At 71.1% G+C, this 14,898-nt stretch carries 10 protein-coding genes; 6 read left to right on the forward strand and 4 right to left on the reverse strand.

From position 1 onward, the window contains the following. Positions 1-14 precede the first annotated feature (14 nt). Entirely contained in the window at positions 15-470 is a 456-nt protein-coding gene (gene rimI / locus ACJQWL_RS06845; protein ID WP_330969873.1) for a ribosomal protein S18-alanine N-acetyltransferase, read from the forward strand. Between the two features lie 78 nt (positions 471-548). Here rimI and ACJQWL_RS06850 read toward each other — a convergent pair whose 3' ends face one another. The 3 genes from ACJQWL_RS06850 to ACJQWL_RS06860 all read right to left on the reverse strand — a co-directional run bounded on the left by ACJQWL_RS06850 (position 549) and on the right by ACJQWL_RS06860 (position 5,467). Continuing rightward, the gene (locus ACJQWL_RS06850; protein WP_411300797.1) at positions 549-3,332 is read right to left on the reverse strand and encodes a valine--tRNA ligase; all 2,784 of its coding nucleotides are present in this window, start codon (positions 3,330-3,332) and stop codon (positions 549-551) included. Between the two features lie 92 nt (positions 3,333-3,424). Then, on the reverse strand, positions 3,425-3,847 hold the full coding sequence (locus ACJQWL_RS06855) for a DNA polymerase III subunit chi (RefSeq protein WP_330969867.1): 423 nt from the start codon (positions 3,845-3,847) through the stop codon (positions 3,425-3,427). 138 nt (positions 3,848-3,985) lie between these two features. Next, positions 3,986-5,467 carry a leucyl aminopeptidase gene (locus ACJQWL_RS06860; RefSeq protein WP_330969868.1) on the reverse strand — a complete coding sequence of 494 codons (1,482 nt, stop codon included), beginning with the start codon at positions 5,465-5,467 and terminating at the stop codon, positions 3,986-3,988. Positions 5,468-5,761: 294 nt separating this feature from the next. Between ACJQWL_RS06860 and lptF the strand changes: the two genes are divergently transcribed. Further along, positions 5,762-6,850 (forward strand): LPS export ABC transporter permease LptF, encoded by a 1,089-nt coding sequence (gene lptF / locus ACJQWL_RS06865; protein ID WP_330969869.1) that lies wholly within the window; start codon positions 5,762-5,764, stop codon positions 6,848-6,850. Beyond that, positions 6,847-7,947 (forward strand): LPS export ABC transporter permease LptG, encoded by a 1,101-nt coding sequence (gene lptG / locus ACJQWL_RS06870; protein WP_330969870.1) that lies wholly within the window; start codon positions 6,847-6,849, stop codon positions 7,945-7,947. The genes lptF and lptG overlap by 4 nt, the downstream gene beginning before the upstream one ends. 16 nt (positions 7,948-7,963) lie before the next feature. Here the strand turns inward: lptG and ACJQWL_RS06875 are convergent, their stop codons facing one another. Further along, a complete protein-coding gene (locus tag ACJQWL_RS06875) occupies positions 7,964-8,425 on the reverse strand; it encodes an RDD family protein (protein ID WP_330969871.1) in 462 nt (153 codons plus the stop codon). Positions 8,426-8,455: 30 nt separating this feature from the next. Between ACJQWL_RS06875 and xerD the strand changes: the two genes are divergently transcribed. The 3 genes from xerD (at position 8,456) to purL (ending at position 14,863) form a co-directional block, all read left to right on the forward strand. Then, a complete protein-coding gene (gene xerD, locus ACJQWL_RS06880; RefSeq protein ID WP_330969872.1) occupies positions 8,456-9,415 on the forward strand; it encodes a site-specific tyrosine recombinase XerD in 960 nt (319 codons plus the stop codon). A 375-nt stretch (positions 9,416-9,790) separates the two neighbouring features. Further along, entirely contained in the window at positions 9,791-10,633 is an 843-nt protein-coding gene (locus ACJQWL_RS06885) for a DsbC family protein (protein ID WP_330969651.1), read from the forward strand. 144 nt (positions 10,634-10,777) lie between these two features. Further along, complete coding sequence (gene purL / locus ACJQWL_RS06890) at positions 10,778-14,863, forward strand: phosphoribosylformylglycinamidine synthase (RefSeq protein WP_330969650.1); 4,086 nt, start codon at positions 10,778-10,780, stop codon at positions 14,861-14,863. Positions 14,864-14,898 lie beyond the last annotated feature (35 nt).

Below are 14,898 nucleotides of genomic sequence, written 5' to 3' on the forward strand. Positions count from 1 at the left end.
CACTGGCCAGCGACATGGTGCTGGCCGCCCCGATGTTGCGGCCGATGCGCGAGGCGGACCTGGACGAGGTGCACGCGATCGAGGTGCGCGCCTATCCCTTTCCATGGACCCAGGGGATCTTCCGCGACTGCCTGCGGGCGGACTATCCGGCCTGGGTACTGCACGAGGACGGGCGCATCCTCGGCTACTTCCTGTTGAGCCTGGCGGCGGGCGAAGCGCACGTGCTGAACGTCTGCGTGGCGCCGGAGGCCCAGGGCCGTGGGCTGGGCAGGAAGCTGGTGCGCGCGTTCCTGCACCTGGCGCGGGGACGCGCGGTGCAGCGGGTGTTCCTGGAGGTGCGTCCGTCAAACCGCGGTGCGATCGGCCTCTACCACGAGGAAGGGTTCAACGAGATCGGGCGCCGGCCGCGCTATTACCCCGCCCGCGACGGTCGCGAGGACGCGATCGTCATGGCGATCGAGCTGGTCTGAAGCACCGGCCGGCGGGAGGGCCGGGACGCCCCCACTCCGGCCCCCATTTACGCCGCCCTGCTCGCGGGCGAAGCCCGCTCAGCCCAGCTTCGCGCGCTGCGCGGCCAGCGCCTCGAGCTGGGAGGACCAGTCGGCCAGGCGCTTGCGCTCCTGTTCGACCACGGCGGGCGGCGCGTTCTCCACGAAGGTCCCGCTGGCCAGCTTGCCGCGGCACTTGCCGATCTCGGCCTCGACCTTCTTCAGTTCCTTGTCCAGGCGCGTGCGCTCGGCCTCGAGGTCGACCAGCCCGTCCAGCGGCACCAGCAGGCTCAGTTCGCCGACCACTGCGGTGGCCGCTGCCGGCGCCGTGCCGGCATCGTCCAGCCAGGCGATGGTCTCGAGGCGGTTGAGGAACTGCAGCGAGCCGGCGAAGCGGCCCGCGCGCGCGCGGTCTGCCGCGTCGCCGCCGGCCAGCAGAAGCGTGACCTGGCGCGCCGGGGGCACGTTGAGCTCGCTGCGCACCCGGCGCAGGGCGGTGACCATCGACTTCAGCCACTCCACGTCGTCGGTGGCGGCTGCGAAACCCGACACGTCGATGTCGCCCGCCTGCGGGTAGGCCCGGAGCATGAGGGTGTCCTGGCCGATGCCCAGTCGCGGCGCCACCTGCTGCCACAGCTCCTCGGTGACGAACGGCACCAGCGGGTGCAGCAGCGCGAGCAGGCGCTCGAGCACGTGCAGCAGGGTGTGGCGGGTGCTGGTGGCGGCCGCGGCATCGTTTCCGTTGAGCGCAGGCTTGGCCAGCTCGACAAACCAGTCGCAGAAATCGTTCCAGGCGAATTCGTACAGCGCCTGGCTGAGCAGGTCGAACCGGTAGTCGGCGAAATGCCGGGCGGCCTCGGCGGCGGTGGCGTCCAGGCGGGCGAGGATCCAGCGCTCGGCATCGGTGCACGGCTGCGGGGTGCCCTCGAAACGGGCGCCCTCGGTGTTCATCAACACGAAGCGGCTGGCATTCCACAGCTTGTTGCAGAAGTTCTTGTAGCCCTCCGCGCGGCCCAGGTCGAAGCGGATATCACGGCCGTGCCCGGCCAGCGCGGCGATGGTGAAGCGCAGCGCGTCGGCGCCAAAGGCGGGGATCCCGTCCGGGAATTCCTTGCGGGTGGCCTTGGCGATCTTCTCGGCCATCTTCGGCTGCATCAGCCCGGTGGTGCGCTTGGCCAGCAGGTCCTCCAGGCTGATGCCGTCGATCAGGTCCAGCGGGTCGAGGATGTTGCCCTTGGATTTGGACATCTTCTGGCCATGCGCATCGCGCACCAGCCCGGTGATGTAGACGTCCTTGAAGGGAACCTGGCCGGCGAAATGGTCGCTGGCCATGATCATCCGTGCGACCCAGAAGAAGATGATGTCGAAGCCGGTGACCAGCACCGAGGACGGCACGAAGCGGTCGAAGCCGCGCTCCTGCATCAGTTCCGGGTTCGGCCAGCCCATGGTGCTGAGCGGGAACAGCTGCGCGCTGAACCAGGTCTCCAGCACGTCGCTGTCCTGGGTCAGCGGCGCATCGGCCGGCAGTCCTGACCGCGCGCGCGCGTCGGCCTCGTCGCGGCCGACGTGGATGTTGCCGTCGGCGTCGTACCACGCCGGGATCCGGTGGCCCCACCACAGCTGGCGGCTGATGCACCAGTCCTGGATGTTCTCCATCCAGTGGCGGTAGGTATTGATCCAGTTGGCCGGGACGAACTTCACGTCTCCGTTGGACACCAGCTCCATGCCGCGCGCCGCCAGCCCGTCCATCTTCACGAACCACTGGTCGGTGAGGTAGGGCTCGATCACCTGGCCGGTGCGGTCGCCACGCGGGACCTGCAGCTTGTGCGGCTTGATCTCCACCAGCAGGCCCGCGGCCTCCAGGTCGGCCACCACCGCCTTGCGCGCCTCGTAACGGTCCAGGCCGCGGTACGTCTCCGGCACCTCGTCGTTGGTGGCCGCGTCAGGGGTGAAGATGTTGATCAGCGGCAGCGCGTGGCGCTGGCCGACCTGGTAGTCGTTGAAGTCGTGCGCGGGGGTGACCTTGACCACGCCGGTGCCGAACTCGCGGTCGACGTAGGCGTCGGCGATGATCGGGATCACGCGCCCGGTCAGCGGCAGGGTGACGGTCCGGCCGACCAGGTGCGCGTAGCGCTCGTCCTCGGGGTGCACCATCACCGCGGTGTCGCCCAGCATGGTTTCAGGGCGCGTGGTGGCCACCACCAGCGTCCCGCTGCCGTCGGTCAGCGGGTAGCTGATCGACCACAGGAAGCCGTCCTCCTCCTCGCTGACCACTTCCAGGTCGGAGATCGCCGTCTTCAGCACGGGATCCCAGTTGACCAGTCGCTTGCCGCGGTACACCAGGCCCTGCTCGTGCAGGCGCACAAACGCCTCGATGACGGCGTCGGCGGCCATCGGGTCCATGGTGAAGACGCTGCGGCTCCAGTCACCGGACGTGCCCAGGCGGCGCATCTGCCGCTCGATGGTGTCGCCGGAGTGCTGCTTCCACTCCCATACCTTCTCGATGAAGCCGTCGCGGCCCAGCGAGTCGCGCGTTTCGCCCTTGCCCTCGAGCGCGAGGTTGCGGGCCACCACCATCTCCGTGGCGATGCCGGCATGGTCGGTGCCCATCTGCCACAGGGTGTCGCGGCCGAGCATGCGGTGGTAGCGGACCAGCGCGTCCTGCAGGGTGTGCTGGAACGCGTGGCCCATGTGCAGGGTGCCGGTCACGTTGGGCGGCGGCAGCAGGATGCTGTAGGGCTCGCCCGTGCCACTGGCCCGGAACACGCCACTGTCCTCCCACTCCCGGTACAGGCGGGCTTCGAACTGGGTGGGGTCGTAGCTGGAGGACAGGGTGTCGGTCATGGGGGCAGGCAACTGGGGAGGGGAAACCGGGAAGGGGGAACGGTGGGCGGGCGGCTGGCAGTCCCGTTTCCCCGCGCTCCTTCCCGCCTTTGCTACATGTCGTGTTTGGTCAGGTCCAGGCCGCGCGCCTGGTACTGCTTCCAGCGCTCGCGCAACGGGCCGCGGGCGGATTCGTCCGCCGGGACCACTTCCAGCACCCGTTCGAACGCGCCGTCGACCGGTTCATCGCGCAGGTTGATCACCAGCGGGCGCATCGGCGGGTCGTGCTCGGGTGCGGCGATCAGTACCGAGGCTTCGTCCTCGTCCTCGTCCGCGCCGGTGATCTGGTGCGGAATGAATGCATCCGGGTCGAAGGACCACAGCAGGTCGTCCAGTTGCTCGGCCTGGGCCTGGTCGCGCGCCAGCAGCAACGTCGGCTGCCCGGCGTCACACGCCTTGCGCGCCAGTTCGCACACCAGCAGCAGCGGCTGCTCGCGGAATCGCGGTTTGGTGATCAGGTAGAAGTCGGCGCGCATGGGGGGTGGGGGCGGGGTGGGAATGGGATTGGAGAACGGGGGAACGGGAGCCGGTTTGGCACGGGCCAGCGCGTCAGCGTGCAACCATTCGCCAGTCCCTGTTCCCTATTGTTTGTTCCTGTTTTCCTGCACCTTCTCTCAGCTGCCTGCCCGATCAATCAGCCACTGGCTCAGCAGGCCCACAGGACGGCCGGTGGCCATGCCGCGCTTGCCTTCGTCGCTGGCCGAGCCGGCAATGTCCAGGTGCGCCCAGCGCTGGCCTTCGGTGAAGCGCGAAAGGAAGCAGCCGGCGGTGATCGCACCGGCCCAACGGCCACCGATGTTGTAGACGTCGGCGTAGGTCGAATCCAGCATCGGCTGGTATTCGTCCCACAGCGGCAGGCGCCAGGCGCGGTCGAACACGTGCTCGCCGGCGTCGGTCAGCTCGGTGGCCAGGTCGTCATGCTTGGTCATCAGGCCCGAGGCGTACTTGCCAAGGGCAACCATGCAGGCGCCGGTGAGCGTGGCCACGTCCACCACTGCCGCGGGCTCGAACTTCCGCGACCAGGTCAGCGCATCGCACAGGATCAACCGGCCCTCGGCGTCGGTGTTGCCGACCTCGATGGTGATGCCGGCCATGCTGGTGAGGACGTCGGAGGGGCGGTAGGCGTCGGCGTCGGGCATGTTCTCCACCGCCGGGACCACCACCACCAGGTTGATCGGCAGCTTCATGCCGACCGCCGACACGAACGTGCCCATGACGGTGGCCGCGCCGCACATGTCGAACTTCATCTCCTCCACGCCGCCCTGCACCTTGAGGTTGATGCCGCCGGTGTCGAAGGTGATGCCCTTGCCGACCAGCACGTACGGCTTGGCATCGCCCGCACCGGTGTACTTCATGGCGATCAGCTTGGGCGCGTTGGCCGAGCCGCGGCCCACCGCCAGCAGCGCGCCCATGCCGAGCGCCTCCATCGCGGCCACGTCCAGCACCTCGCACGAGGTGGTTTCGAAGCGGCCGCAGAACTCCTGCGCCTGTGCGGCCAGGTAGGCGGGATTGCACACGTTGGGCGGCAGGTGGCCGAGCTCGCGGGCGAACTGCACGCCGGCGGCGATCGCTTGGCCCTGGGCCAGCGCGGTCTCGGCGTCGCCCTGCACGGTCAGCGTGGCCAGGCCCGTCTCCAGCTTGCTGCGCGACTTCTCGCCCAGGGTGGCGGTGTAGCGGTAGCAGGCGTGGTCGGCGGCGATGACGGCCTGGCGGACCGCCCAGGCGCTGTCGCGGCCTTCGACCGGCACCGCCGCCAGGGTCAGCAGGGCGTGCTCGACCGGACCGGCCTTCAGCGCGCGGGCGGCATCGCCGACCGCCTTGAGGTACTGCGGCACGCCGAACTTGCCGGCCTCGCCCAGCCCCACCACCAGTACGCGCGGCGCGGAAACACCGGGCACGTCGTGCAGCAGCGCGGTCTTGCCGGCCTTGCCACTGGCGTCGCCGCGGCTGACCAGCGCGGCCAGGCGGCCATCGCTGGCCGCGTCCAGCGCCCTGGCGGCGTCGGTGAGGCTGCCGTCGGCGAATGCGCCGACGACGACGCAATCGCAATCGAAGCCGGTGGGGGCGGCGGAGCTGAGCTTGAACTGGAGGGCCATGGAGCGGTTCCCGAAGCGAAAGGAAAAGGGGGATAGGGGCGGCGACCACTGCGGGCCGCGCCCGCCGGGCGGACACGGCCTGCGCGGCATTGGCAGGCCGCGCGGACGGGTCATCCGGCGAACCTGCAAGTCTAAAGCAACGCCCCCCGGGGTGCCCGGGGCACCGCATCGACGCGGCACCGCGTCCAGGGTCAGAGCCCGCTCATGCACATTCAGTACACTGCGCCGTCCCGTACCGTGCCCTGCGCTCCAGGCCCCGCCAGAGCGCGGCTCCAGCCGCCTTCCAGTCCCCCGATGCCCAAGCTCGATCGCTACCTGCTGAGCGAATTCGCCCAGTCCACCTTCGCCACGATCGTGGTGCTGCTGATCGTGTGCGTGGGCGGTGCCTTCACCGACGTGCTCAGCGACATCGCCCGCGGCCGGGTGCCGGCGGGGATGATGCTCGCCCAGCTGGGGCTGGTGCTGCTCAACTGGCTGCCGCTGATCCTGCCGCTGGGGCTGATGCTGGGCCTGATGCTGGCAATGGGGCGGCTGTACCGGGATTCCGAGATGCCGGTGATCGCCTCGATCGGCGTCGGCCCGCGCCGCCTGCTGCGGCCACTGATGCTGCTGGCGCTGCCGATGGCGCTGGTGATCGCTGCCTGCTCGCTGTGGCTGGGCCCGCTGGCCGAGCGGACCTCGCGCGAGATGATCGCCGAGGCCCACCGCAACCTGATCGTCGCCGGCCTGCAGCCGGGCAGTTTCACCGAGATCCCCGGCGGCGGTGGGGTGATCTTCGTCGGCAACATGTCCAACGACGGCAGTCGCTTCCAGCGCGTGTTCGTGTACCGGCAGGAAGGCGAGCGGATGGACATCACCACCTCCAACCACGGCGAGCTCGCGCTGGGCGAGGACGGGCAGCGCTACCTGGTGCTCAATGACGGCTTCCAGGTGGAGGGGCCGCTGGATGCCAAGGCGCTGGACTGGCGGTTGATGCGCTACGCCAGCAACGAGATCCTGATGCCGGTCGGCGAGCGCAACCAGGACCCCAACCACCCCGAAGTCCTGTCCACCCCGGCACTGCTGGGCGACCCGCGACCGCAGGCGCAGGCGCAGCTGCACCGCCGCATCGCGCCGCCATTGCTGGCGCTCGCCTTCGCGCTGATGGCGATCCCGCTGGCACGCAGCACCCCGCGCCAGGCGCGCTACGGGCGCATGGTCATGGGCTTCCTGACCTACCTGATCGGCATGAACCTGATGCTGGTCGGCACCGGCTGGCTGGAGGAGGGGCGCCTGCCACCGGCGGCCGGCCTGTGGTGGCTGGTGCTGCCGCTGCTGGCGGCGGGCATCTGGCTGTACGCCGGGGATGGCCGGATGGGCCGGGTCCGCAGGGTGCTCGCATGATGCCGTTCCCCAGGATCCACGACCTCTACGTCGGCCGTGCCGTGCTGGGCACGCTGCTGCTGACCTGGGGCGTGCTGCTGGGCCTGGACGCGATGCTGGCGCTGGTGTCGGAGCTGGGCGACGTGGGCCAGGGCCGGTACGACGTGGTCGATGCGCTGACCTACGTGGCCTACACGGTGCCCCGGCGCGCGCACTACCTGTTTCCGTATGCGGCGGTGATCGGCTCGCTGATGGCGCTGGGGCAGTTGGCCGCCACGTCCGAGCTGACCGCGCTGCGCGCGATCGGTCTTTCGCGACGCCGGCTGGGCGTGGCGGTGATCGGCGCGGTAGCGGTGTTCACCGCGCTGATGTCCATCAATGGCGAGACCCTGGGCCCGTGGGGCCAGCGCCAGGCCGATGCGCTGAAGGCATCCTCGCGTTCCAACGACATGATCGTGGCGCGCTACTCGGGTGTCTGGGCGCGCGAGGGCAACACCATCCTCAATGCGCGGGGCGGCGAAGAACGCGACGACGGCGAGGACCGCTGGCTGGAGTTGCAGGACGTGCGGCTGTACGAGTTCGCCCCCGATGGCCGGCTGGAGTCGCTGGCGTTGGCCCGCGTTGCCGAGCACCGCCCCGGTGGCTGGCGGCTGCGCAACGTCACCCGCACCTTCTTCGACGCGCGCTCGGTTACCCAGGCCGAGGTCGAGGAGGAGCGTTGGGAATCGCAGCTTGATGCCACCGCGTTGAGCGCCGACATCGACCGCCCGCGTTATCTGTCGGCCCAGGAGCTGCGCGCGGCGGTGGCCTACCGCCAGCGCAACCAGCTCGACGCCAGCGAGTACCAGGAGCATTACTGGGGCCGCTGGTTCTATCCGATCAACGTGCTGGCGCTGTGCCTGGCAGCGATCCCGTTCGCCTTCGGCTCCCTGCGCAGCGGCGGGATGGGCCGGCGGCTGTTCATCGGCATCGTGTTCTCGCTGGGCTTCTGGCTGCTGCAGACGCAGTTCGTGCAGTTGGCCAGCGTGTACAAGTTCGACTACCGCCTCGCCTATGCGCTGCCCACGGCGATCATGTTGATGGTGTCGGCGTTCCTGTTCCGCAGGCGCTCGGGCTGACCCGGACATATCGGGGTCACGGGCGCGGCGGCAGCCTCGCCAGCCGGGTGCCGCTGGCGCGGTCGTGCCACGTGAGGCGGTCGCGGTCGATCCACGCCCACCAGAACCCGGCCCCCGCCAGCAGCAGCGACAGCGTGCCGACCGCATAGCGCACCGCCAGTCCAGGCGTCCCCGCGGCGGCGCCCCCCGCGCCGAGCACCTGCAGCCGCCACGGTCGCATGCCCAGTGTCTGCCCGCCGCGCCGCCAGCTGGCAACCGCGTACGTACCGGTGATGCCCCACAGCGCGAGCAGCTCCAGCCAACCGGCCGGCGTATCGGCGTGCACCGGCTCGCCGCCCCGCAGTTGCAGCCCGATCGCGCCCACCAGGAACCACAGCGCCAGGGCCGGGAACAGGTCGTACAGCAAGGCCAGCAGGCGCCAGCCGACGAGGGGGGGTGCGGGCGGCGCGGATGCGTGCAACGGAGGGTCGGAGGCCATCGCGAAAGGATAGTCGCTAAGCTCGGACCCATGACCGAGCGCCCCCGCACGCCCGCGCACCGCCGGCAACTGGCGATGGCGCAACCGCCCCTGGCGGATGCAGACGACCGCGACATCGCCGGGTTCCTTGATGCGATATGGGCCGAGCACGGCCTGGCCCGCCCGACGCTGGACAGTTACCGGCGCGACCTTGAAGGCGCTGCCCGCTGGCTCCGACCGCGCGGAACGTGGCTGGCCGACGCCGACCGCGCCGCACTCTTCGACTACCTGGCATGGCGCGCGCAGCAGGACTATTCGGCGCGCAGCAATGCACGCCTGCTCTCGGCCCTGCGCGCATTCTTCGGCTGGACGCTGCGCCACGGCCGGCGCCGGGACGACCCGACCGCGCTGCTGCAGCCGCCCAAGCTGCCGCGGTCGCTGCCCAAGGCGCTGCCCGAGAGCGAGATCGAGGCGCTGCTGGCGGCGCCCGACGATTCCACCCCCGACGGCCTGCGAGACCGCGCGATGCTGGAGCTGATGTATGCCTGCGGGCTGCGCGTGAGCGAACTGGTGGGCCTGCCGGCCACCGGGGTCAACCTGCGCCAGGGCGTATTGCGGGTGGTCGGCAAGGGCGGGCGCGAGCGGCTGGTACCGCTGGGCGAGGAGGCCCGCCACTGGCTGGAGCGCTACCTGGCGCATGCACGTCCGGCGCTGGCGGGGACGCGCGCGGCGGCGCCGCTGTTCCTCACCCCGGCGGCCGAAGCGCCGACCCGGCAGCAGTTCTGGCGGGTGGTCAAGCGCCACGCCGCCGTTGCCGGGATCGACCCCCGGCGCATTAGCCCCCATGGCCTGCGGCACAGTTTCGCCACCCACCTGCTCAACCACGGGGCCGACCTGCGCGCGCTGCAGATGCTGCTGGGCCACAGCTCGTTGTCGACCACCCAGATCTACACCCTGGTCGCCCGCGAGCAGCTCAAGCAGCTGCACGCCCGCCACCATCCCAGGGGGTGAGGGGCGGGCGCTTGCGAGCCACCGGCTCGCGCCCGCCCCGAACGCCCGGCGCGCTGCGCCGGGCCGGGGTTGCGAGGTGAGCGCAACGCGCGAGCCCGCAACGATCCGGGGGGCATCGGGGGAGCGGTCGCCAAACTAAGGGCAGGAGCGGCTTCAGCCGCGATGGACCTCCACTGTAGGAGCGACGTGAGTCGCGACCGCGTCCCACAAGTGGGTCGACACACCGACGTTGCCTGCATGCGCGGTTCGCGGCTGAAGCCGCTCCTACAAGGGCCGCGCCCTCGCTCACGCCCCGTTCCGGCTGCCGTATGTGCCGCATGCCACAATCGCCGGCCGATCCACCGTCGCGGCCGCGCCGCAGCCCAGGAAGTCCCGATGAAGCGTTTGCTCCTCCTTGCGTTCAGCGCGATCAGCCTTTCCGCCTGTGCCCAGGCCCCGGATACCCAGGCCCCGGATGCGCAGGCAGGCGCCGAAGCGGCGGCCACGGCGCCCGCACAGAACCCTCCGGCTGGCCCCACCCCCGCCGCGGGCACCCCGGAGGCGCGCGCGCTGGAGGCGATCCGCGCGCTGAACCCGGACATCCCGGTGGAGCGCGTCGCCGCCGCGCCCATGCCCGGCTTCCGTCAAGCCGTGGTCGGCGGCCAGGTGGTGTACGTCAGCGACGACGGGCGCTATCTGTTCCTGCCCGGCAGCGGCGGCGCGCTGTACGACGCGCACGCCAAGCGCAACCTGACCGAGTCCGCGCTGGCGGGCATGCGTCGCGACCTGCTGGCGAAGATCCCGGCCACCGAGCGCATCGTGTTCGCCCCGGCCAACCCGGTGCACACCGTCACCGTGTTCACCGACGTGGAATGCGGCTACTGCCGCAAGCTGCACAGCGAGATGGCCGAGTACAACCGCCAGGGCATCGCCATCGAGTACCTGGCCTTCCCGCGCATGGGACTGGGCAGCGAGGACTACAAGAAGATGGTCTCGGTGTGGTGTGCGGACGACCGCCGCAAGGCGATGACCGACGCCAAGAACGAAAAGCGCGTCCCGCAGCGTGATTGCACCACCACCGTCAACATGCAGTACGACATCGGTCGCCGCGTGGGCCTGACCGGAACCCCGATGATCCTGGCCGAGGACGGCACGCAGATGGGCGGCTACGTGCCGCCTGCGGCGTTGCGCCAGGCGCTGGACGAGCTCAAGGCCGGCGCGGCGCCACCGGCGGGCTGAGGCAGGGCGTCGTCGCACCCGGGTCCGCCGGACGGGCCCCTGCGCCGTACGGCGGGCGGCATCGAGCGCCGCCGCTGCCGGGCACCGGCCTGCACCGCCCCCTCCGCTACAATAGCCGGCCCGTCGACACCCGGTTTCCCGGACATGATCGTCCTCGAGGGCGCCTCCGCCCTGTCCGCGTTCCGCCGCGAACGCCTCCAGTCCCGCCTCGCTGCCCTCCACCCCGACCTGCGACTGCTCGATGCCTGGCCCGTGTACTGGGTCGAGCCCGAGCCCGGCGCCGCGCCCGACGGCGAGGCGCTGCAGCGCATCCTCCAGGCCGGCGCCGCGCATGCCGCCCGGGTCGAAGGCGCTGTGTCGCGCTTGGTTGCGCCCAGGCTGGGCACGCTGTCGCCATGGGCCAGCAAGGCCACCGAGCTGTTGCATGGCGCGCGCCTGGCGGTGAAGCGGGTCGAACGCGGCCTGCGCTTCGACCTGGCCGGCTGGCCGGCCGACCCGGCGGTGCAGGCGGCGGTGGACAAGGTGTTGCACGACCCGATGACCGAGTCGCTGCTGGACGACGCGAGCGCCGGCGCCGCGCTGTTCGCCACGCCCCCGCGCGGGCAGCTGGAACGCATCGCGCTGGCCGACCTGGACGCCGCCAACGCCCGCCTGGGCCTGGCACTGGCCGACGACGAGATCGCCTACCTGCGCGAGCGCTACGCCGCGCTCGACCGGCAGCCGTCGGACGTCGAGCTGATGATGTTCGCGCAGGCCAATTCAGAGCACTGCCGGCACAAGATCTTCAACGCGTCGTGGACCATCGACGGCCGCGACATGCTGTCCCACGGCCGTCCGCAGTCGCTGTTCGGGATGATCAAGCACACCCACCAGCAGACGCCCGAGCACACGTTGTCGGCCTACAGCGACAACGCCGCGGTGGTGGCGGGGTATCCGGGTCGGCGGTTCCGCCCGGATCCGGCCACCGGCGCCTATCGCTCCGAGGCGGAGATCGACTCGGCGTTCTGCATCAAGGTGGAGACCCACAACCATCCGACCGCGATCGCCCCGTTCCCCGGGGCCGCGACCGGCTCGGGCGGCGAGATCCGCGACGAGGGCGCGACCGGGCGCGGCGGCAAGCCGAAGATGGGCCTGTGCGGGTTCTCGGTCTCGCACCTGCGCATCCCCACCCTGCCGCAGCCGTGGGAGGCGCCGCGCACGCTGAACCCGCGGATGGCGCCCGCGCTGGAGATCATGCTCGAGGGCCCGATCGGCGCGGCCGCGTTCAACAACGAATTCGGCCGACCCAACCTGGCCGGCTATTTCCGCAGCTTCGAGCTGGACGAAGGCGCCCATGCGCGCGCCTACGACAAGCCGATCATGCTGGCCGGCGGCCTGGGTGCGATGGATCGTGGCCAGGTCGAGAAACTCGGCATGAAACCCGGCGACGCGGTGGTGGTGCTGGGCGGGCCGGGGATGCTGATCGGCCTGGGCGGCGGCGCGGCAAGTTCGGTGGCCTCCGGCGAGAGCGCCGAAGACCTGGATTTCGCCAGCGTCCAGCGTGACAACCCGGAGATGGAGCGCCGCTGCCAGGAGGTCATCGACCGCTGCGTGGCGCTGGGCGCCGGCAACCCGGTCGCCACCGCGCACGACGTCGGCGCGGGTGGACTGTCGAACGCGATCCCGGAGCTGCTGCACGACTCCGGCCTGGGCGGGGTGATCGACCTGGGCCGCGTGCCCAGCGACGACCCCTCGCTGTCGCCGATGCAGCTGTGGTGCAACGAGTCGCAGGAGCGCTACGTGTTGGGCGTACCGACCGACCGGTTGGAGGAGTTCGCCGCGATCTGCGAGCGCGAGCGCTGCCCGTTCGCCGTGGTCGGCCATGCCACCGCGGCGGAGCGGCTGGTGGTGGGGTACGGCGCGACGGTCGAAAGCGTCCGCGGGGACGGCGATGCCGCTTCGTCCGGCAGCGTGACTGCCGGTCGACCCGGCCCGGCGCAGCACGCCGGGCGTTCGGAGGACCCGCGCGGCGATGCCGCGCCAGTAGGTCATCCCCACCCCATCGACCTGCCGATGGACCTGCTCTTCGGCAAGCCGCCCAAGATGCACCGCGACACCCGGCGCCCGGGCGAAGCGCCGTGGCCGGCGTTGCGCTGGGACGGGCTGGACCTGCACGACGCGGCGTTGCGCGTGCTGGCGCACCCGACGGTGGCGGCCAAGCAGTTCCTCATCACCATCGGCGACCGCAGCGTCGGCGGGCTGACCGCACGCGACCAGATGGTCGGCCCGTGGCAGGTGCCGGTGGCGGACTGCGCCATCACCTTCACCGGTTTCGACGGCTTCACCGGCGAGGCGATGGCGATCGGCGAGCGCACCCCGTTGGCGCTGCTGGATGCCCCCGCCGCCGCACGCATGGCGGTGGGCGAGGCGATCACCAACCTGTGCGCGGCGCCCGTGGAGTCGCTGGACCGCATCAAGCTGTCCGCCAACTGGATGGCCGCGGCCGGCCACGACGGCGAGGACGCGCGCCTGTTCGACGCGGTGCGGGCAGTGGCGATCGAACTGTGCCCGGAGCTGGACCTCAGCATCCCGGTCGGCAAGGACTCGCTGTCCATGCAAGCGCAGTGGCAGGTTGACGGCGAGGCGCACAAGTCGGTCTCGCCGGTGTCGTTGATCGTCAGCGCGTTCGCGCCGGTGGTCGACGTGCGCGCGCAGTTGACCCCGCTGCTCGAGCGCGACGAGGAATCGGAGCTGTGGCTGATCGGCCTGGGCGCGGGCAAGCAGCGGCTGGGGGGCTCGGTGCTGGCCCAGTGCCACCCAGACGCGGTCGCCAGCGAGGGCGCGCTGCCGGCGTTCGCCGGGCAGCCGTCAGACGACGGGAGCGCCACCAGTGGCGTGCCCGACCTGGACCACCCGCAGCGCCTGCGCGACTTCTTCGAGCTGATCCGGGATGCGCGCGAGGCGGGCCTGCTGCGGGCCTACCACGACCGTTCCGACGGCGGCGCGTTCGCCACCCTGTGCGAGATGGCCTTCTGCTCGCGCATGGGCCTGGACATCAGCCTGGATGGCTGGGCGGAGGACCCGTTCCGCACGCTGTTCAACGAGGAACTGGGTGCAGTGGTGCAGGTGAGGGGCGAGGACCGCGCCGCGTTCGCCGACCTGGTGGCCCGGCACGGCCTGATCGACTGCGCGCAGCGGATCGCACGCCCGGTCGCCAGCCGCGCACACGGCCCGGACGCGGCCGCCTCCATCCGCGTGCTGCACGACGGCAACGTGCTGGCGCAATGGCGCTGGGATGCGCTGTTCGATGCCTGGTGGTCGACCACCCACGCGATGCAGCGCATGCGTGACAACCCCGAATGCGCCGACGAGGAGCGCGCCAGTGCGCGCGACTTCAATGCGCCCGGGCTGGTGCCCAGGCTGGCCTTCGACCCGGACGAGGACATCGCCGCGCCCTTCATCGCCGGTACCGTCCACATCGGCGGTGCCCGGCCGAAGGTGGCGATCCTGCGCGAGCAGGGCGTCAACGGGCAGGTCGAGATGGCCGCGGCGTTCGATCGCGCCGGCTTCGAGGCGTTCGACGTGCACATGAGCGACCTGGTCGCCGGCCGCGTCACGCTCGAGGGCTTCGCCGGGCTGGCCGCGTGCGGTGGCTTCAGCTACGGCGACGTGCTGGGTGCGGGCCGTGGATGGGCGACCTCGATCCTTGAACGTCCCGCGCTGCGAGAGGCGTTCGAGGCCTTCTTCGGGCGAGGCGACAGCTTCGCGCTGGGCGTGTGCAACGGCTGCCAGATGCTGAGCCAGCTCAAGCCGATCATTCCCGGCGCGCAGCACTGGCCGCGCTTCCTGCGCAACCGCAGCGAGCAGTTCGAGGCGCGCCTGGGCCTGCTCGAAATCGTCGAGTCGCCTTCGATCTTCCTGCGCGGGATGGCGGGCTCGCGGATCCCGGTCGCGGTGTCCCACGGCGAAGGCCGGGCGGTGTTCGACGGCGCCGGCGACCCGGTCGCCGCGCGCGTCGCCCTGCGCTACGTGGAAGGCGACGGGACGCCCGCCCGGCTCTACCCGTCCAACCCGAACGGCTCCACCGACGGCATCGCCGGCCTGTCCAGCGAAGATGGCCGGGTGACCATCCTCATGCCGCACCCCGAACGCACGCTGCGCACCGCCAACCTGAGCTGGGCGCCGGCGGATTGGGGCGAGGATTCGCCGTGGCTGCGGATGTTCCGCAACGCGCGGGTGCAGGTGGGCTGAGGCGCCGGTCGCCGCGGCGCGGGGCACTGGGCGCG

This window comes from Novilysobacter viscosus (assembly GCF_046600715.1).
GTDB lineage: Bacteria > Pseudomonadota > Gammaproteobacteria > Xanthomonadales > Xanthomonadaceae > Lysobacter_C > Lysobacter_C viscosus.

Excerpts from the sequence above, each read along its gene's own strand:
- rimI (WP_330969873.1), top strand. The coding sequence starts at position 15 with ATGGTGCTGGCCGCCCCGATGTTGCGGCCGATGCGCGAGGCGGACCTG.
- ACJQWL_RS06850 (WP_411300797.1), bottom strand. The coding sequence starts at position 3,332 with ATGACCGACACCCTGTCCTCCAGCTACGACCCCACCCAGTTCGAAGCC.
- ACJQWL_RS06855 (WP_330969867.1), bottom strand. The coding sequence starts at position 3,847 with ATGCGCGCCGACTTCTACCTGATCACCAAACCGCGATTCCGCGAGCAG.
- ACJQWL_RS06860 (WP_330969868.1), bottom strand. The coding sequence starts at position 5,467 with ATGGCCCTCCAGTTCAAGCTCAGCTCCGCCGCCCCCACCGGCTTCGAT.
- lptF (WP_330969869.1), top strand. The coding sequence starts at position 5,762 with ATGCCCAAGCTCGATCGCTACCTGCTGAGCGAATTCGCCCAGTCCACC.
- lptG (WP_330969870.1), top strand. The coding sequence starts at position 6,847 with ATGATGCCGTTCCCCAGGATCCACGACCTCTACGTCGGCCGTGCCGTG.
- ACJQWL_RS06875 (WP_330969871.1), bottom strand. The coding sequence starts at position 8,425 with ATGGCCTCCGACCCTCCGTTGCACGCATCCGCGCCGCCCGCACCCCCC.
- xerD (WP_330969872.1), top strand. The coding sequence starts at position 8,456 with ATGACCGAGCGCCCCCGCACGCCCGCGCACCGCCGGCAACTGGCGATG.
- ACJQWL_RS06885 (WP_330969651.1), top strand. The coding sequence starts at position 9,791 with ATGAAGCGTTTGCTCCTCCTTGCGTTCAGCGCGATCAGCCTTTCCGCC.
- purL (WP_330969650.1), top strand. The coding sequence starts at position 10,778 with ATGATCGTCCTCGAGGGCGCCTCCGCCCTGTCCGCGTTCCGCCGCGAA.